This window comes from Providencia sp. PROV188 (assembly GCF_027595165.1).
Lineage (GTDB): Bacteria > Pseudomonadota > Gammaproteobacteria > Enterobacterales > Enterobacteriaceae > Providencia > Providencia lanzhouensis.
Window position 1 is genome coordinate 2371349 of sequence record NZ_CP097291.1, and the last position, 19209, is coordinate 2390557.

The following is a 19209-nucleotide window of genomic DNA, read 5'->3' on the forward strand; positions in this document are numbered from 1 at the left end:
TATTTTAAAAACAGGCACTATTTAGCGCCCTGCCAACGGGTAAATAAATCTTGTTCAAGCTCGATATCAAATTGGTCAAGAACGCGGTTAACATTCTGGTTAACAATATCTTGAATAGATTGAGGCTGGTGATAAAACGCAGGCATTGGGGGCATAATCACCGCTCCCATTTCTGCGGCTTGTACCATCAATTTCAAATGGCCAATATGCAGCGGTGTTTCACGCACGCCCAGCACCAACTTTTTCCCTTCTTTCAAAACGACATCTGCGGCACGGGTAACTAACGTGTCTGTATAGCTGTGAACGATGCCAGAAAGAGTTTTCATGGTACACGGCATGATGACCATGCCCGCAGTACGAAAAGAGCCTGAGGAGATAGCAGCGGCGATATCGCGGCTATCATAAACATGGTCCGCAAGCTGTTGTACATCTTTAACACTGAACTCTGTTTCCAGTGCTAATGTCTGACGCGCAGCTGCACTCATCACTAGGTGGGTTTCCACATCCTTCACAGGTTTGAGCACTTCCAGCAATCTAATGCCATAGATTGCTCCACTTGCGCCTGTTAACCCAATGATCAATTTTTTCATGTTCAGCCCCAATTCACGTCATTTCTTGCATTATATATTAAATATCGTGAAGTAGTGAGTGAGAGGCGAAGTGTGGAGGTCAGGATAGTGAAAATACAGAGCAAAACTTTACTCACTGAATAAGCAGTCATCAATAAAGGAAACTTGAACGGAGGGTAATTCAGACTAACTTCATTTTCAGCTTAGTTTTAAATTTAATCCTCTAAATAATTCATGTTGTAGCTAGGCGGCAAGCTAGCTAATCCCTAGGAGCATACACAAGTATGTGACTAGGGTTAGCTAATGCAGCCAACAACGCTACAGCGTGAAGTATGACGAGGATTCCCTAACGTTTAGCCTTCGTTGTAAATCTCTAAATCCTCAACATCACTCTGATCTTTCAACTTCAACTCATCATCTTTGCGCAGATTTTCTAGATAGTCTAAATAGCTTTGGTCGATATCTTTGGTCACGTAGATGCCATCAAATACTGAACATTCAAATTCATTGATTTCCGGATTTTCTTCACGAACCGCATCGATGAGGTCGCTGAGATCTTGGAAAATTAGACCATCTGCGCCAATCAGCTTACGAATTTCATCCACTTCTCGACCATGTGCAATCAACTCATTCGCATTTGGCATATCGATTCCGTAGACGTTAGGGAAGCGAACTTCTGGTGCGGCTGAAGCAAAGTAGACATTCTTTGCACCCGCCTCACGAGCCAATTCAACGATCTGTTCTGATGTGGTACCGCGCACAATAGAGTCATCCACCAGCAGAACGTTTTTATCACGAAACTCTGCACGGTTAGCATTCAGTTTACGACGTACGGATTTACGACGTTCTTGTTGCCCAGGCATGATAAAGGTACGTCCAACATAGCGGTTTTTCACAAAACCTTGGCGATACGGTTTATCTAGGATATGGGCGATTTCTAACGCGATATCGCAAGAGGTTTCAGGGATTGGGATCACTACATCAATATGCAGATCCTCCCATTCACGAGCAATTTTCGCGCCCAATTTTTGCCCCATACGTAATCTTGCGTTATACACCGAGATTTTATCGATAAACGAATCTTGGCGAGCAAAATAAACATATTCAAAAATACACGGTGTCAGCTGCGGGTTCTCTGCACATTGGCGGGTAAATAATTTGCCATCTTCAGTGACATATACCGCTTCGCCTGGTGCAACATCACGTAGGAATTCGAAACCTAAAGTATCGAGAGCCACACTTTCAGACGCGACCATATATTCGTGTTCGCCAGTCGCTAAAATACGGCGACCAAGAACTAATGGGCGAATCCCGTGAGGATCACGGAATGCCAACATCCCATGACCAATAATCAGAGCCACACAAGCATAGGCACCACGGATTTTTTTGTGCATTGAAGCTACTGCACTAAAAATATTGTCGGGTTCGAGAGGAAAATGATCAAACTTATCTAATTCGTATGCTAATACGTTTAGAAGAATTTCGGAGTCTGACGTGGTATTCACATGGCGACGCGCTGTTTCAAATAGGCTCCGAGCAAGTTCGTGAGCATTTGTCAGGTTACCATTATGCGCAAGGGTGATACCAAAAGGAGAGTTAACGTAAAAAGGCTGGGCTTCGGATGCGCTGGAACTACCCGCAGTTGGATAACGCACATGTCCAATACCCATCGAGCCTTGAAGGCGCAGCATGTGGCGCGTTTCAAAGACGTCTTTTACTAAACCATTTGCTTTACGCAAACGGATATTGTTTTTACCATCAATAGTCGCAATACCCGCTGCATCTTGCCCACGGTGCTGTAGCACCGTTAACGCATCATAAATTGATTGGTTTACCGGTGAAACACCGGCGATACCGACAATACCGCACATTTAGTCTTTCCTCATCAGCCAGACGGAGAGATATTCTCCGGTAGGAAACTTGACGCATTTTGCAGGTAGTCAAAGAACCACCTAATTATATGACTGAACTGCGGAATAAGCTGTGAACGATGCCAGTCCTCACTTTGAGGAAGCGGTGTAAATGTATCGAGAAAGAACAATAGCGCCGATACAATTAATACCCCACGCAACGCACCGAAGCAGATCCCCAGTACACGATCTGTACCCGATAATCCGGTTTTTTGTACTAATGAGCTAATCACATAGTTCACCACTGCACCGACAATCAATGTCGCGATAAACAGCGCTGCAATCGCAATACCATTACGAACTAAAATATCCTCAAAGTTCGTAAAGTAACTCGCTAAATAAGGGTAAAACGTACTTGCTACGAAGAACGCACAACCCCAAGTGATTAACGATAATGCCTCACGTACAAATCCACGGATCAGGCTTACCAGTGCCGAGAAGCCAATAATGGCGATAATTGTGTAATCAATCCAGACCATATTTCATTCCAAAATTCGCATTCACGTCAGCGGCGAATGCATTCTAACAGAAAACGAAAACGTTTGCGTAACCATTTTTCATCGAATTTAAAAAAATCAGCGGCGAAAAGAAAAAATCATAATCGCCGCAGTAAGTTACTAAATACCCTTATTTTTTAGGGATAACTGAATGTCAATTTAAGGCTTAAAGGCTTGGATTATCCCTTTTGTACCGGTAATTGCGTTCAGTTCAGGTAAAGCCGATTCAAGCTTCTGCCTTGATGCTTCTGGTCCCACATAAATACGAGTTAATTTGTTGTTCACTGGTTGCGCTGGCACCGTATAAACCTGATACCCAGACAATCTTAGCTTCGCCACAATTTCTTCAACCTTGCTGGCATTATTGAGGGCAATCACTTGCACCACATACGCTTTACCTTGAGGTTCTTGTTTCGGCTCTGGCTTCGGTTCAGGTTTAGGTTCTGGCTTTGGTTCCACCTTAGGCTTAGGCTCAGGTTTTGGTTCTGGCTTAGGCTCCGGTTTAGGTTCTACCCGTGGTTTTTCTGGAGTGACATTAGCTGGAATGGCACTTCCATTTTGATTCACCACGTTTTGGCTGTTATTACTTTGATTTGCACTGTTTGCGGCTACAGGAGACTGCTCACTTTGCTTTTGCTCAGTAATAGCTTCCGATAGCATCGCTTCAGAAGTTCCTTCCGAAGACGCGGTCGATGCACTGTGTGTAATTGGTGCAATTGACTCAATATCTTCTTCATCACCCGGTTTGGGAATAATCGGAATGGCTGCAAATTCATTCTCATTGTATTTTTTATCGCCATCCAGCAATGCAGGCAATACGATGACCCCTGCAGCGACTAAAACAATGGCGCCAGCAAGACGATTCTGGAATTTACTAGCCACTGGCTTTATCCTTCTGTTTTCTCTAATAACATCATGACATGAGCCACGGTATGGAATGACCCACACACCACAATCACATCTTGTGGTCGCGCATCCGCACATGCTTGTTGCCAAGCTGCTTCCACGGAATCAAACTCATGAGCACCGTCAACATGCTGACTAAGCTCAGTCACATCTGCACCACGAAACTCTCTTAGCGGCGCGAGATACCAGTCAGTTACTTGTTGGGATAAACAGGTTAATGTCCCTTGAATATCTTTATCCCCTAGCATTCCCACCACAGCACGAACTCGACGACCTTCTGTCATCGGTAATTGTGCGAGTTTGGTGACTAAATAGCCTGCAGCATGAGGGTTATGGGCTACATCCAAGATCATTAACGGATGTTCTCCAATGATCTGAAAACGTCCCGGTAACTGAGCAGTACTTAAACCTTGGTGGATAGATTGGTCAGTGATTTTCTGTGCTAGCTGGGAATCAATCTCCATCAGGCAGCTGATCACCCCCATCGCAGTTGCTGCATTGGCCAGCGGCACATTCGGTAAGGGTAAATTTTCCCATGAGCGCTGAGAACTTTCCCAAGACCAATGTTGCCCCTGCTCTTGGTAATGCCAATCCTTTCCACGACGAAACAGTATAGTGCCTATTTTATCGGCATAAGCGCCTATAGAAGCCGGCATATCAGGCTCGCCCACCACACCATAATGACCTTGACGGAAAATACCCGCTTTCTCATGACCAATATGCTCTCGATCAGAACCTAGCCAATCGGTATGATCAAGCGCAATACTGGTGATTGCCGCGATATCCGCATCCACGACATTAGTTGCATCAAGGCGACCGCCTAACCCTACTTCAAGGATCACAATATCTAACTCAGCTTGCTTAAATAATTGTAGTGCAGCTAAGGTGCCATATTCAAAGTAGGTTAATGAAATATTTCCACGCTGCGCTTCGATAGTCGCAAATGCTTGGCAAAACTCACTTTCAGTAAGCTCTTTACCTTGGATTCGGACGCGTTCCGTGTAGCGCACTAAATGTGGGGAACTGTAGACACCCACTTTCAAACCCGCAGCCATCAAAATAGACTCAAGTGTATGGCAGGTTGTGCCTTTACCGTTTGTGCCGGTGACAGTGATGACGCGAGGAGCAGGTTGAGTGAGATGCATTTGACGGGCAGCTTGCCCTACTCGTTCCAACCCCATATCAATATTTTGGCTATGCAGGTCAGTGAGATAAGAGAGCCAAGCCTCCAATGGAGACTTGGCTGTAGGAATGATTAGATTACTCATCATCTTTTTTATGTTTAACGCCTTTTGCTTTATCTGCACCATCGACAGCATCAGCAAGGTCAATTTCCACGTCAACCACTTCAACAACCAGCGCTGGTGCGGTGTTCAGACTTGGTTGATTGGTTAACATCGCTAGGACATCAGCCAGACGATCACGCATATCTTGACGACGCACGATCATGTCAATTGCCCCTTTTTCCAGCAGGAATTCACTGCGCTGGAAACCTTGAGGTAATTTTTCACGAACGGTCTGTTCGATAACGCGAGGACCCGCGAAGCCAATCAGTGCTTTAGGTTCAGCCACGTTGATATCACCCAACATTGCTAAACTTGCAGAAACACCGCCCATGGTCGGGTCGGTCAGTACAGAAATGTACGGTAAGCCACGTTCTTGCATTTTCGCCAGTGCAGCACTGGTTTTCGCCATTTGCATCAGGGACAGCAGCGCTTCTTGCATACGCGCACCACCACTGGATGAGAAGCAAACTAATGGACAGTTATCTTCCAAAGCTTGTTCTACAGCACGGACAAAACGTGCCCCCACAACCGATGCCATTGAACCACCCATAAAGGAGAATTCAAATGCAGCGGCAACAACAGGCATCTCTTTGAGCGTACCTTTCATCACGACGATAGCATCTTTTTCACCCGTCTCTTTCTGGGCGGAGCTAATTCTGTCTTTGTATTTTTTAGAGTCGCGGAATTTGAGCACATCTTTTGGCTCTAATTCACTACCTAATTCCGTTGTTGAGTTTTCATCAAGGAAAGATTCAAGGCGTTGGCGAGCATGAATACGCATATGGTGGTCACATTTTGGACACACTTGTAGGTTACGCTCAAGCTCAGCACCGTAGAGGACTTGCCCACAGCTATCACATTTAGTCCAAACACCTTCAGGGATGTTTGCTTTATGGGATGGGGTTGAAGTACCTTTTTTTAAAATTTTCTCAATCCAGCTCATTAATGGACCTTTTCGTCTGATTGCACTCTGACGACACTTCGAATAATACCATCACTGAATTTCAGATGGTGGTTATATAAGAAGCATCTATCAGTATGTTATTTTTTTGCCATTAAACCACAATGATATCTCACTGTAGATAAAAACTTTTTTCAAACCGATTATTGGTTATCGTTTTTTTGCGTCGCCGCACTCTTTTCTTTTGCCACTGCATTTTTTTCTTTTGCAGCAGCTCGACGGTGGCGAATAATTTCAATGACACCCGGCAGAATCGAAATAAAGATAATCGCGACTATCAGTAATTTCAAATTCTTTTGTACTATCGGTAAATCACCGAATAAATACCCTGCATAGGTAAAGAGTAGCACCCATAATAACGCACCTGCCACATTATAAAAGGCAAAATGACGGTAAGACATTTTACCCATACCTGCAACGAAAGGTGCAAAGGTTCTCACGATAGGCACAAAACGCGCCAAAATAATCGCTTTTCCGCCATGTTTTTCATAAAACTGATGGGTTTTATCTAAATAGCTACGACGGAAAATTTTTGAATCTGGGTTTTTAAACAGTTTTTCACCAAAGATACGTCCAATGGTGTAGTTCACTGCATCACCAATAATTGCCGCAATAATCATCAACAACACCATGACGTGTACGTTTAAATCATTACTTGGCAATGCTGCTAACGCACCCGCGACAAATAATAAAGAATCCCCGGGAAGGAAAGGCGTAACCACCAGCCCCGTCTCACAGAATAGGATCAGGAATAAAATTCCGTAAACCCAAACACCATATTCGGCGACCAATTCCGCAAGATGCACATCAATATGTAAAATAAAATCAATGATAAAACTGATAAACTCCATGGGGTTCCTCATGTGGAGATTTATATTAACGACCTTTACAGCAGCTCATCCGCAAGAAATAGAGGCCCCATCACATTCTGTGGTAGGTCAAATTTTTCAGGATAATCCACGCTCACTAAATACAGTCCTTCCGCTTTGGCTGTCGCCGCCGCTTTCGTTCTATCTTTTAATTCTAGAAGATGTGCCATCCAATCAATGTCTTGATTACCACAGCCTATCTCCAACAAACTGCCAACAATATTTCTCACCATATGGTGTACAAACGCATTGGCTTTAATATCCACAACCACATAGTTTCCGTGACGCGTTACATTAACGTGCATCACATTACGCCAAGGGCTTTTTGACTGACACTGCACCGCGCGGAATGAGGTAAAATCACGCTCGCCCAGCAATGCTTGTGCCGCTTGGTGCATACGCTTTTCATCAAGGGGAAAATGAAAGTGCGTGACACCATTCGATAAAATTGCAGGTCGATAACGGTGATTAAAAATCACATAACGATATCGACGTGCCGTTGCACTAAAACGCGCATGAAACTCATCATCCACAGGTTTACACCAGCGAACCGCAATATCGTCAGGAAGGTGGGTATTTGCTCCCATCGTCCATGCCGCCTCTTTACGGTTAGCTGAAGTTTCAAAATGCACCACCTGCCCAGTCGCATGAACACCTGCATCCGTACGTCCCGCACAATTGACGGTGATTGGCTCCGCGGCAATTTTAGACAGGGCAACCTCAAGGCAACCCTGTACGCTTTTCACTTCTTGCTGGCGTTGCCAACCATAATAACGGCTACCGTTATACTCAATTCCGAGGGCAATGCGATGCAGCTTTGGGGACTCCGACATTAGTAATACAGCTCCTGAGCCAGTTTTTCTGCTGTCTCAACCGCCATTAACGCACCACCAAAACGAACGTTATCCGCCACTGACCAGAACTGTAAAATTTCCGGTATACCATAATCGTTACGAATACAGCCAATGCTTAAGAAATCATTACCTGATGCGTCAGTCACTTGAGTTGGATAATCACCCTCTTCTGAGACCTGAATATCATCAAAACGTTCAAATTCTTCGCTCGCTTCTTCTGCGCTAACTGGGCGTAGAGTTTCTAAGTGCACCACTTGCGCATTACCATAGAATACCGGTGACTGAATAAAGCTTACGGAGACTGGCAAACCATCGTCTTGCAGCACTTTACGAACTTGCTCAACTAAACGGCGCTCTTGCACAACACTGCCTTCACCATCCGCTAATAATGGCAGCATATTAAAGGCTAATTGCTTAGTAAAACGACCTTCTTCCGCAGGGATACCATTCAATAAACGCGCACTTTGACCCGCTAATTCATCCACAGCCGCTTTACCGTACGCTGACATCGACAGCATATTGGTAAGTGTAATGCGTCCTAACCCAGCCGCGTCCACTAACGGTTTGATAGACGTTAAGAGTTGGCTAACGTAACTGTCTGCCACCGAAATAATATTGCGATTACGATAATCCGCTAATACTTGCGGGTTAACTCCCGGTACCACTAATGGTACATCAGGGTCTAACGCAAAAATACCGCTGTTATCAATCACAATGCAGCCTTCTTGCGCCGCTAATTCCGCATACTGTGCTGCGGCTTCCTCGCCTGCCGCGAAAAAGGCAATTTGTGCCTGCGACCAATCGAAATCCGCGACATCTTGCACTAGATAACTTTTACCGTTGAAGCGAATGCTCTCCCCTGCACTACGCTCACTGGCTAGTAAATAAAGCTCACCAACGGGAAACTCTCTTTCTTGAAGCAGGGAAAGAATACCTTCGCCCACTGCGCCGGTTGCCCCGAGTAATGCAATATTCCAACCTTCTGTCATGGTTTTTCCTCTAAAAAATCAAAGTGAAACAAGCCGTGATTAGCCGCTTATTTCACCTAAAAGAATCTGTTATTAAATTTTTGCGTTAAAGCCTAATTCGCTCAGTAACTGGGCTGTCTCTTGGCTATCGCATTGAACTGTTAACGATGACCATTCACGGCGTTCTTGGTAGTGTTTACGTAATTTATCGAACTCACCGGGAATGCCAGCCACTGCGCGCAACGATGCATCATCACGGCGCACATCATACACGAGATGCACTAATCTTTTGAGCTGGCTTTGCGTTAATTTACCATTGAAATTAATGCAGTCGATATCCGGTTTCGGTAACAGCGATGCCAGAGATACATTAGTAGGCTTACCTAGGAATTCGCAATAAGCTTCAAAGACTTGGGTTGTTCCTCGTGCTTTACCCTCTAAAGTATAGCCTGCAATATGCGGCGTACCGATATCCACATACGCCAGTAATTCTGTATCCAGATCAGGCTCAGGCTCCCACACATCCAATACCACACTCAGCGGCTTACCTTGCTCAAGCAACTGTAATAGCGCTTGGTTATCCACCACTTCACCACGGCTCGCATTCACCAAAATGGTACCGTCGCGTAAATTTGCTAGTCGAGATTCATCCATTAAATGGAAGGTAGAATATTCGCCTTCCATGTTGAGCGGTGTATGGAAGGTTAAAATATCAGCCTGCTCCAGTAGCGAATCGAATGGAACAAAAACTTCTTGGTCGCCTTTATCTGCTCGAGGAGGGTCACATAATACGGTATTCACGCCCCACGCTTGCAGACGTTTATACAAACGCCCTCCCACATTACCAACCCCGACTATCCCAACGGTTTTATCGCGTAAATCAAAGTTATCGCGTTCCGCCAGCATCAGTAATGCAGAAAAAACATACTCAACGACAGCAATGGCATTGCACCCTGGCGCTGAAGAGAATCCAATATTGGCTTCGGCAAGCCACTGGGTATCAACGTGGTCAAACCCTGCTGTTGCCGTGCCGACGAATTTTACTGGCGTATTACTCAGTAATGATTTATTCACTTTGGTAATTGAGCGCACCATTAATGCATCTGCATCAACCAGTTCCTGTTCTGGCACTGGGCGCCCTGGTACTGCTTTAACTTCGCCTAGCTCACTAAACAGTGTTTGAGCATATGGCATGTTTTCATCAACCAAAATTTTCACGGAATTCGTCCCAATAGAATGTGTGTCATGCCCGATTTGGCTGCCACACTATACTCCAAATCGTCGATAGGCTGAATCATTTACATGACAATGCTTTTGGTTGAAATTGATAGTCTATTCGGCGATATTTAATTTTTCTTTTTATTAAACAATCTTACAGATGAGTCTGACTATCTAATCTAAAGAATTTCATGTTTAATCAGCAAAACCACATTAAAAGTTATTCATTTTTCAGGAAGGCATTTATTTTGAAAGGCATATTGATTGTGAAAAAAGTATTACTGTCGCTTCCCCTAATGTGCTCGTTTTATGCCTATGCTGGCGACCAAAACTGCTCGACGGACACCATCGCCATCAACAACTTTAATAATTTCGTCTTTGCCCAAGAGCGCCCATTTAACGACTCATTAAAAGCAATGAACTCACGCACCACCAGTCAAGATGATTACATCAACAATACGGTTCAAACGAAGTTTGATGATTGTGGAGCCCTAATTGAGTTAACTGGTCATGAAGTTATCAAATTCAGCATCCACGACAGTGTATCCGTCAAATCCATTGATATGAGCATGAAAAAAAATGGCAACGGTTGGGACTACAAATCCGCATTTAAGCTGTCTGTTATTAATCAAGATAATGTTGAAAAAACTATCTTACAGCAAAAAATGAACGGAAAGTTTTTCACTGATCAGAATGGAAAAATAACCGAAGCCAAAGATTCTTCTTATACGACAACCCTCGATAAAGAGCGCATGTTAACAAGAGCAGTCACCACTTTTTTAACTGATGATAAAGGACGATTATCTGAATCCAACCGAGTCAGTACGCTAGAAAATGATAGTGTGAAAACAGCCTTCCTCTATGATGCGAAAAATCGCTTAGTTCGCATGCAGTCTGACTCAACCGTCAAAGAGTTTACCTATGATGATGATGACAGAATGTTAACCAACAAAACCATTGAAGAATTTTTTACCACCGAAACAACCGCGACCACCTGTAACAGCTGGAATACGTTCGGAAGGTGCACCGACGCGGAAAAAAAGATCACCACATTAATTAAAGATGAACACGGAGGGAAAGATAGCGTGTACAACTACCACGCTAATATCAAATACAATTATGTATATTGATTTTCCCTCTACTATGGGGTCAGCTCTTTCATTCGAAACCGGTCTGGAGTGACCCCTGAAATTTGCTGGAACATCGCAATAAATGCAGATGCCGAGCTATACCCCACATCCAAAGCAACTTCATGGACACTTTTACCTTTATCCAATCCAGCCACTGCATGTAAGTAACGTAGTCGCTGGCGCCACTCACTGAATGACATACCCAGCTCTTGTTGGCAACGGCGAGATAATGTTCGCTCCGAGGTATAAGCCCGCTTTGCCCACTGGGCGAGCGTTGTATTATCCGCAGGGTCTTGCTGTAGCTCCGCTAAAATAGGCGCTAACAATTTATCTTTGCTGGTGGGTAAATAAGTATCTTGGCATGGCGAAATAGCAAATTGGTCAATCAATACCTCCCCCAAACGAATATCCTGCTCGGTTTCGGGCTGAACAATGCCCCGTTGATACATATCCGTCATGATCGTATGGAAAATGGGGCTTAATCGCACAACACATGCCTTACTAGCAAGTCGCGGTGTATAAGATTGGGCAAAATCAATAATGCGAAATTTGACACTCTGCTTATTAAAACTCGCATGTTGGGTATTAGCGGGGATCCAGATGCAAAACTCTGGCGGTGCCATATAATGCTTGCCTTCCACTTCCATTTCCATAATCCCACAGACCACATACAGCAATTGACCAAAGGTATGGGAATGGGATTTGTATTCGGTTTGCTGGTTGATCTGCTCATGACGCAAGGCAATAAATTCAGGCTCAATAATATTGCATTCGTTAATTTGCAGAACATCACTTTTTAAATTATTCATAAGCTGTCTGAAAAGCGTTATCGATTGTCTGAATATCAGTATATATAATATTTCGGACAGATGTATACTCCTGTGACTGATTAGGGAGAACGTTGTTAATGAAATATTTCCTGTTTCCGCTGACCGCGGTTTTATTATGGTCCATCAATGCCATCGTCAACAAAGCCGCTGCAACGGCAATTGACCCTGCTGCTATTTCGTTTTATCGCTGGGCTCTGGCATTTTTAGTCATGACCCCATTTGTTCTGCGCTCGGTACTGCGCAATGCCAAAGTGGTTAAACAACATTGGTGGCAACTGGCCATCTTAGGTGCTTTGGGGATGATGCTGTATCAAAGTTTGGCTTACTATGCCGCACACACAGTAAGCGCGACATTTATGGGTGTTATGAACTCATTTATTCCGCTATTAACTGTGGTGATTAGTATTTTCGTTCTGAGGGTGATCCCAACCGTTGGGATTGTTATTGGTTCCGTTCTATCTTTGTTTGGATTGGCTTGGTTAGTCAGCCAAGGGAACCCAAGTTCATTACTGGATAATGGATTGGGTCAAGGCGAATTGCTGATGATCGTCGCTTCCGCCGCTTATGCCTTATACGGAGTATTAACTAAGCGTTGGTCTATTCAGCTATCGAGTTGGGATTCACTGTACGTGCAAGTCTTCTTTGGCGTTTTATTATTAATTCCAAACTTCTTGATGGCAGATGATGTGAGCCTTAACAGCAATAATATCGGGTTAGTTTTATTCGCAGGGATTGCTGCATCGATTCTGGCTCCAGCAATGTGGATCCAAGGCGTGCTCCGCTTAGGCGCCAATACCACCTCTATCTTTATGAACCTCGCGCCGGTATTTACTGCCATTATCGCGGTATTCACACTTGGGGAAGAGTTAAAGAGTTACCACTTAATTGGGGGCGGAATCGTGTTACTTGGCGTGATGTTAGCTCAACAGCTGCGCACCCCGCTCACCCAGCTATTTTCTCGCAAGAAAAAAGCGTTAGAAGAAGAGACTTGCCAGTAAGCCACATTAATAGTTCGATTGATTAAAAGCCCCATAAACCTACTTCAAGGTTATGGGGCTTTGTTTATTTTATGCCTTTCCGGCTAATTACACAGATCAATTGCACCTAAAAAGGTGTGTAAATTTGATAATGACCGTTTTTAGGTGCAACTAGATAATAGCAGAGTACCCACTAAGCTTTCTTCGGTGCCCGGCTCGCTTTCAAAGTGATACGTACCAACAGGCCGCCGAGATGCTCACTCTTTAACAGCTGCAATTCTGAGCCGTGATAACTGGCGATATCTTTTACAAGCGCCAAACCCAACCCTGAACCTTCCAGCCCTTTGGCATTATTCAAGCGCATGAAGGCTTTTAATGAGCGGTGAATATATTTATTTTCGATACCAGGTCCTGAGTCTTCAATTTCCAACTTGATCATCGACTTATGACTTTCATCTGCAATAATACGTACCGTGACAATCCCCTTCTCTGGGGTATATTTAATCGCATTATCGATTAAGTTCGCGCACATTTCCGCCAGCAAAATAGCATCCCCTTTCACCCAACAATGTTCTAGCCCCTCATAGCCTAAATCAATCTGCTTACTTTCGGATTGCCCTAAGCGGGTAAAACAGACTTGCTGAACAATTTCGACCAAATTAACTGCACGATAAAGCCTGATCGCCTCTTTTTCGTGCTCTTTTAAACGGGCAAGCTGCAATAACCGATCAGTTAATACAATGGTGTTATCCAAAGTTTTATTAATCGCCTGCAAACTTTGCTGTTTCTGTTGCTCATCATCGCTATTAAGAGCCACCGAAACTTGAGTTTTTAATACGGCTAACGGGGTTTTTAATTGATGGGAAGCATCTGCACTGAAACGCTCTTGGCGTTTTAACATACGCCTTAATCGCTCCACATAGCGGTTCAATGCATCCACCAGAGGCGAAAGTTCTGACCATGGCAACACATTCGGGATTGGAGTTAGGTCATTCGCGGCACGACCCAACATGAGATTAGAAAGTTTTTTCAACGGTGTTAATAACTTACGTAATAGCAAATACGCCAATATCAGCGTCACAACCACCACAGTACCTTGGCTCATCAAAGCCGAGATCAGCAATTGATTGGCAAAATCTTGCCGAGCATACACCGTTTCAGCGACGCGGATCTCCACCATGCCTTGGATCCCACCTTCATTAATCGGTTGGAAAAAGGTCGCTACGCGAATGGGAAGCCCCATATATTCCGCATCATAAAAGTAGACTAAGGCCGTGTAATGTTGAGAGCGCATCCAGTAAGGGGGGATTGGCGGTAGGTCATCATAGCCAGAAATGGTCTCCCCATGAGGAGCGATGACTTGATAAAACAGACGGTCATTATTGTTCAGTTCAAAGCTATCAAGTACCACGTAAGGCACATTCACGGAAAGATGTTCATCCACAACTTGTAATCGCTCCGCCACCGTTCTCGCCGACGCCAGTAATGTCCGGTCATAGGCGAGGTTTGCAGCGTTTTTGGCGCTGTAATAGTGGGTATACACGGAGAAACTTCCCAACAAAATGAGGGGGATACCGAAAAAAAGCAGCAACTGATGAAAGAGAGAGCGTGGATGAGAGACTAATTTCATACACTACACTGCTCTAATCGGTATCCCAATCCGCGTAAAGTATTGATATTAACATCTGAACCCGCGAGTTTTTTGCGAACCCGATGCACATACAATTCAATACTTTGTAAGTTGGCTTCATCCGACAGTGAGAATACCTGTTCAAATAATTGTGTTTTTGAAACAGGTCGCCCTCTGCGATGAAAAAGTGTATTCAATACCGCGTATTCTCGCGGGGTTAAACCTAGCGGCTCCGCCTTCAGTGAAAAATAACCCTCGTCATGAAAACAAAGATCACCAAAACATTGGTCGCTATTCGCATTCCCTTGGCTACGACGTAATAGCGCGCGCACTCGGGCTTCTAATTCGGCAATATCAAAGGGTTTAGTCAGGTAATCATCCGCCCCTGCATTCAGCCCTTTTACGCGGTCAGCCACATCTGAATTCGCCGTTAATAGCAGCACAGGTGTTTCTTGATGCCGCTTGCGCATCTGGGCTAATACATCCAAACCACTCATCCGTGGCAATGAAACATCCAATACCACCAACGAATAATTTTCAGTTTGTAATAACTGGTCAGCACTATAGCCATCACTGGCAATATCAACAGCAAATCCCGATGCGGTTAAGGCTTTTTGTAACCACAATGACAACTCGTCATGATCTTCAACCAATAACATTCTCATCCGTCGCCCACTCATTATGATTATTTATGCGTATAAGTTGGCACTCTCTCAATTGAATGAAAAGTGTTAAACGTGATTTTTACCGAAGCTATCACAACTATCCTTCGTTAACCTGCTACTACAAATAGAAATTAACATTAAATTAACAAATATAAGAAGAGATAATATAAAACAATCTGATATGTATCACATAAAAATAATTTTATTTGTTAATGAAAGGTAAATGAAAGGTTCTCAATACAATGATGAGTGGCGAGCAAACATCGCCCACAGTTATTTATCTACAAAAACATATTCATCTACAACGGTAGATCCATAACGACATAACCAACAACAACCAAGTAACTTAATTATTGTCTAGTGAGGAATGAAGCATGAAGAATTTCACAATCAATACCTTAGCTGCAGCAATTTTTTTAGTTGGCGTTAACCAAGCAATGGCGTTACCCGAAAGAACCGAATGTATTGCCCCAGCCAAACCTGGCGGTGGCTTTGACTTAACCTGTAAACTCGTTCAAGTCTCCATGCTGGAAACCAAAGAAATCGAAAAACCGATGCGTGTGACATACATGCCAGGTGGAATTGGTGCCGTTGCCTACAATGCCATTGTGGCTCAACGCCCAGCTGAGCCGGGAACCATCGTCGCATTCTCTGGTGGCTCCTTACTCAACCTTGCACAAGGTAAATTTGGTCGTTACAACGAAAATGATGTTCGCTGGCTAGCGAGTGTTGGCAGTGACTATGGCATGATTGCCGTGCGTGCAGACTCCCCTTATAAAACCTTAGGCGAACTGATGGATGCCTTCAAAAAAGATCCAAACAGCATTGTCTTCGGTGCTGGTGGCTCCATCGGTAGCCAAGATTGGATGAAAACGGCGTTGCTCGCCAAAGCGATCGATTTAGACCCACGAAAAATGCGCTATGTTGCTTTCGAAGGCGGTGGCGAAACACTGACAGCCCTGTTAGGCAACCACATCCAAGTGATCTCCGGTGATATCAGTGAAATGACCCCCTATATCAGTGACGGAAAAATCCGCATCCTAGCGGTATATGCGGATAAACGCCTACCGGATGGGCTCGCTAATATCCCAACCGCTAAAGAGCAAGGCTATGACATAGTTTGGCCAATCATTCGCGGATTCTACATGGGACCAAAAGTATCCGATTCGGATTACAATCAATGGGTTGAAGCCTTCCAAAAATTACAACAAACCGACGAATTTAAAAAGCAGCGTGAATTACGTGGCTTGTTTGAATACAACTTATCGGGCCCAGAACTGGACGCTTACGTGAAAAAAGAAGTTGAGAACTACCGTGAGCAAGCGCGTTCCTTCGGGTTAGCGAAATAACGGAGTCACCATGAGCCAACGCATATTTGCCATAGTCTGGCTAATACTGTGTGGGATCGGGCTGTACATCGGCTGGGGCATCCAAAGTGAGTTTACCTATGAACCATTGGGCCCCCGCCCTTTCCCGATTGCCATACTGTCATTAATGACCCTGTGCGCACTCGCACTCCTGCTGGGTCGCCAAGAAGCGGTTGAATGGCCAAAGCCCTATGTCTTGCGCCGTTTAGTCTTGTTAATCATTGCATTAGTTATTTATGCATGGGCGTTTGAGTGGTTAGGATTTCCATTATCGACCACTTTGTTGACCATCAGCGTTGCCCTGTTATTTGGTGCAACCCCGATAGCCGCCCTGATTTCCGGTCCAATCCTAGGCATTTCCCTATTCTATGCCTTTGACCGATTACTCGATGTGACATTGCCAATCGGCGAGCTTTTTAGCTAAGGAGAAAGTATGGAAACGTGGATGTATTTATCTCAAGGCTTTGAGGTCGCGCTGATCCCTCAAAACATTATGATCGGGCTGATTGGCTGCTTTATCGGCACCATTGTCGGTATGTTACCGGGTCTTGGCCCAATTAACGGTGTCGCAATTCTATTGCCATTGGCATTTGCACTAAAGTTACCGGCTGAATCTGCCCTAATTTTGTTGGCAACCGTTTATTTAGGCTGTGAGTATGGAGGGCGAATTTCCGCCATCCTATTGAACGTTCCCGGTGACGCCGCGGCGATCATGACCACGTTAGATGGTTATCCGATGGCGAAGCAAGGTCAAGGCGGTATCGCGCTCTCGATTTCTGCCGTCAGTTCATTTATCGGTTCCACAATTGCGATTGTTGGGATCATTTTATTTGCACCTTTACTGGCACAATGGTCACTCGCATTTGGTCCTGCTGAATATTTCGCATTGATGGTTTTTGCTATCGCGTGTTTAGGCAGCATGATGAGCCAAAACCCTGTCAAATCGCTGCTCGCAGCATTGATTGGTTTGGCACTAGCAACCGTCGGTGTCGATGCCAACTCTGGGGAATACCGCTTTACCTTTGACAGCGTTAACCTATCCGATGGCGTCCAGTTTATCGTCGTGGTTATTGGTCTGTTCTCTGTCAGTGAAATATTACTCATGCTAGAAAGCACGGCAACAGGACAAGGATTGATCCGCAAAACGGGTCGAATGTTATTTAGCAAGAAAGAAGCCAAGGCCTGTGCTGGTCCAACATTACGTTCCTCATTTATTGGCTTTTTTGTGGGGATTTTACCGGGTGCAGGGGCGACTATCGCTAGTGCCATCACCTATATGACAGAGAAAAAAATTGCAGGGGATAAAGGGACATTTGGTGAAGGGGATGTTCGCGGTGTCGCGGCACCTGAAGCCGCCAACAACGCCTCTGCCTGTGGGTCATTTATTCCGATGTTAACCCTCGGTGTTCCGGGTTCAGGCACGACGGCAGTAATGATGGGGGCGCTGACTCTGTATAACATCACCCCAGGTCCAGGCATGTTTACTGAACAACCACATATCGTTTGGGGATTAATTGCTGCACTGCTTATCGCTAACGTCGTGTTGTTGGTAATGAATATTCCGCTCATCGGTTTATTCACTCGTATGCTCACCGTGCCACTGTGGTTCTTAGTCCCTGCGATTGCTTGTGTCTCTGCGGTGGGCGTTTACGCCGTACACAGCACCACTTTTGACCTACTGTTAATGATGGGGCTTGGGGTCTTCGGCTATATATTGCGGAAGATGAATTTCCCACTATCTCCGCTGATCCTCGGGTTTGTTTTGGGTGAAATGTTAGAGCAAAACCTGCGACGCTCGTTATCTATCAGTAATGGGGATTTTAATATTCTCTGGAGTAGCACTATTTCTAAGAGCTTATTAATTCTGGCGGTGCTGGTTCTGGTGTTACCACCCATTGTGAAGCTTATTCGCAAACGTCGTCATCAAACCGCCCAAGCCTAATTCCAAATTGTACGTTATGACTGTCAGACTTCGCCCCATGAAAGTGGGGCAGGTCTACTGATAAATCCTCCTAGTAAAAATGCATTACTTAGGTGCGATACCATTACTTTCGTGAAAATTGGACGCATAAAACCCCTAGAATCACTAAACCGATACCCACCACTTTCTCAATTGGAATGGGATTTCGATTCATACCAAACCAACCAAATTGCTCAATAAGCGCGGAAATAATTAATTGACCCGCAATCACCAAAACAAAGAATGTCGTACTCCCTATTTTAGGAACTAAAATCAAAGCCGAAGTGAGATAGAGCATTCCTGCGATACCACCAAACCAGATCCAGATGGGTTGATTAAATAACTCAGTACTAAAATGGGGTTTTGGTACTTTAAAAATAATTAATAGTGGAATTAGCACAATTAAACTGATCACGAGCGATGTCGCGCTCGCCCATAATGGGTGACCTAATTGCCGAGCAAGTATGGCATTACTTGCTGCTTGGATTGGCACAACTGCGCCTGCCAATAATGCAACAAAGGCAAGTATGATCCCTATGATTGAAAATGCTGACATCGAAACCTCTTCATTAATATTGACTTAAATTGATTGGTTGCCATAGTAAAGAGAGA

Annotated in this window: 19 protein-coding genes; 5 read left to right on the plus strand and 14 right to left on the minus strand. The window is 44.5% G+C overall.

The window, feature by feature from the left end; translation table 11 throughout:
• Positions 1 to 17: 17 nt before the first annotated feature.
• From M5X66_RS10840 to pdxB, 10 genes are all read right to left on the minus strand, one after another.
• Complete coding sequence (locus M5X66_RS10840) at positions 18 to 590, minus strand: UbiX family flavin prenyltransferase (RefSeq protein ID WP_270103525.1); 573 nt, start codon at positions 588 to 590, stop codon at positions 18 to 20.
• 332 nt (positions 591 to 922) lie between these two features.
• The gene (gene purF, locus M5X66_RS10845) at positions 923 to 2440 is read right to left on the minus strand and encodes an amidophosphoribosyltransferase (RefSeq protein ID WP_154600204.1); all 1518 of its coding nucleotides are present in this window, start codon (positions 2438 to 2440) and stop codon (positions 923 to 925) included.
• Positions 2441 to 2454: 14 nt separating this feature from the next.
• Positions 2455 to 2958 carry a colicin V production protein gene (gene cvpA, locus M5X66_RS10850; RefSeq protein WP_006660265.1) on the minus strand — a complete coding sequence of 168 codons (504 nt, stop codon included), beginning with the start codon at positions 2956 to 2958 and terminating at the stop codon, positions 2455 to 2457.
• A 177-nt stretch (positions 2959 to 3135) separates the two neighbouring features.
• A complete protein-coding gene (gene dedD, locus M5X66_RS10855) occupies positions 3136 to 3858 on the minus strand; it encodes a cell division protein DedD (RefSeq protein ID WP_108478582.1) in 723 nt (240 codons plus the stop codon).
• Positions 3859 to 3863: 5 nt separating this feature from the next.
• A complete protein-coding gene (gene folC / locus M5X66_RS10860) occupies positions 3864 to 5150 on the minus strand; it encodes a bifunctional tetrahydrofolate synthase/dihydrofolate synthase (RefSeq protein WP_270103526.1) in 1287 nt (428 codons plus the stop codon).
• The gene (gene accD / locus M5X66_RS10865; protein ID WP_036952691.1) at positions 5143 to 6111 is read right to left on the minus strand and encodes an acetyl-CoA carboxylase, carboxyltransferase subunit beta; all 969 of its coding nucleotides are present in this window, start codon (positions 6109 to 6111) and stop codon (positions 5143 to 5145) included. The genes folC and accD overlap by 8 nt, the downstream gene beginning before the upstream one ends.
• Before the next feature lie 161 nt (positions 6112 to 6272).
• Entirely contained in the window at positions 6273 to 6980 is a 708-nt protein-coding gene (locus M5X66_RS10870; protein WP_108478579.1) for a DedA family protein, read from the minus strand.
• Between the two features lie 35 nt (positions 6981 to 7015).
• Positions 7016 to 7831, minus strand: a complete 816-nt coding sequence (truA, locus tag M5X66_RS10875) for a tRNA pseudouridine(38-40) synthase TruA (RefSeq protein WP_036952686.1) — start codon at positions 7829 to 7831, stop codon at positions 7016 to 7018.
• Positions 7831 to 8841: an aspartate-semialdehyde dehydrogenase gene (locus M5X66_RS10880; RefSeq protein ID WP_036952682.1), complete on the minus strand. Its 1011-nt coding sequence runs from the start codon at positions 8839 to 8841 to the stop codon at positions 7831 to 7833. The genes truA and M5X66_RS10880 overlap by 1 nt, the downstream gene beginning before the upstream one ends.
• Positions 8842 to 8913: 72 nt before the next feature.
• On the minus strand, positions 8914 to 10038 hold the full coding sequence (gene pdxB / locus M5X66_RS10885) for a 4-phosphoerythronate dehydrogenase PdxB (RefSeq protein WP_230085033.1): 1125 nt from the start codon (positions 10036 to 10038) through the stop codon (positions 8914 to 8916).
• Positions 10039 to 10304: 266 nt separating this feature from the next.
• On the opposite strand from pdxB, the gene M5X66_RS18745 reads away from it, so the two are divergent.
• Positions 10305 to 11168 (plus strand): hypothetical protein, encoded by an 864-nt coding sequence (locus M5X66_RS18745; protein ID WP_230085034.1) that lies wholly within the window; start codon positions 10305 to 10307, stop codon positions 11166 to 11168.
• An 11-nt stretch (positions 11169 to 11179) separates the two neighbouring features.
• Here the strand turns inward: M5X66_RS18745 and M5X66_RS10895 are convergent, their stop codons facing one another.
• A complete protein-coding gene (locus M5X66_RS10895) occupies positions 11180 to 11977 on the minus strand; it encodes an AraC family transcriptional regulator (protein WP_036952675.1) in 798 nt (265 codons plus the stop codon).
• A gap of 98 nt (positions 11978 to 12075) precedes the next feature.
• On the opposite strand from M5X66_RS10895, the gene M5X66_RS10900 reads away from it, so the two are divergent.
• Positions 12076 to 12996 carry a DMT family transporter gene (locus M5X66_RS10900; protein ID WP_036952672.1) on the plus strand — a complete coding sequence of 307 codons (921 nt, stop codon included), beginning with the start codon at positions 12076 to 12078 and terminating at the stop codon, positions 12994 to 12996.
• Positions 12997 to 13168: 172 nt separating this feature from the next.
• Here the strand turns inward: M5X66_RS10900 and M5X66_RS10905 are convergent, their stop codons facing one another.
• Entirely contained in the window at positions 13169 to 14605 is a 1437-nt protein-coding gene (locus M5X66_RS10905) for a sensor histidine kinase (protein ID WP_270103527.1), read from the minus strand.
• Positions 14602 to 15270: a transcriptional regulator TctD gene (gene tctD / locus M5X66_RS10910; protein WP_154600207.1), complete on the minus strand. Its 669-nt coding sequence runs from the start codon at positions 15268 to 15270 to the stop codon at positions 14602 to 14604. Before tctD ends, M5X66_RS10905 begins: the two co-directional genes overlap by 4 nt.
• 374 nt (positions 15271 to 15644) lie before the next feature.
• Between tctD and M5X66_RS10915 the strand changes: the two genes are divergently transcribed.
• Genes M5X66_RS10915 through M5X66_RS10925 form a run of 3 tightly spaced genes read left to right on the plus strand, consistent with a single transcriptional unit; the run spans position 15645 to position 18579 of the window.
• Positions 15645 to 16619 (plus strand): Bug family tripartite tricarboxylate transporter substrate binding protein, encoded by a 975-nt coding sequence (locus tag M5X66_RS10915; protein WP_270103528.1) that lies wholly within the window; start codon positions 15645 to 15647, stop codon positions 16617 to 16619.
• A 10-nt stretch (positions 16620 to 16629) separates the two neighbouring features.
• The gene (locus M5X66_RS10920) at positions 16630 to 17061 is read left to right on the plus strand and encodes a tripartite tricarboxylate transporter TctB family protein (RefSeq protein ID WP_036952661.1); all 432 of its coding nucleotides are present in this window, start codon (positions 16630 to 16632) and stop codon (positions 17059 to 17061) included.
• Positions 17062 to 17070: 9 nt separating this feature from the next.
• On the plus strand, positions 17071 to 18579 hold the full coding sequence (locus M5X66_RS10925) for a tripartite tricarboxylate transporter permease (protein WP_036952658.1): 1509 nt from the start codon (positions 17071 to 17073) through the stop codon (positions 18577 to 18579).
• A 103-nt stretch (positions 18580 to 18682) separates the two neighbouring features.
• Here M5X66_RS10925 and M5X66_RS10930 read toward each other — a convergent pair whose 3' ends face one another.
• Positions 18683 to 19153, minus strand: a complete 471-nt coding sequence (locus M5X66_RS10930) for a DMT family transporter (RefSeq protein WP_036952655.1) — start codon at positions 19151 to 19153, stop codon at positions 18683 to 18685.
• Positions 19154 to 19209 lie beyond the last annotated feature (56 nt).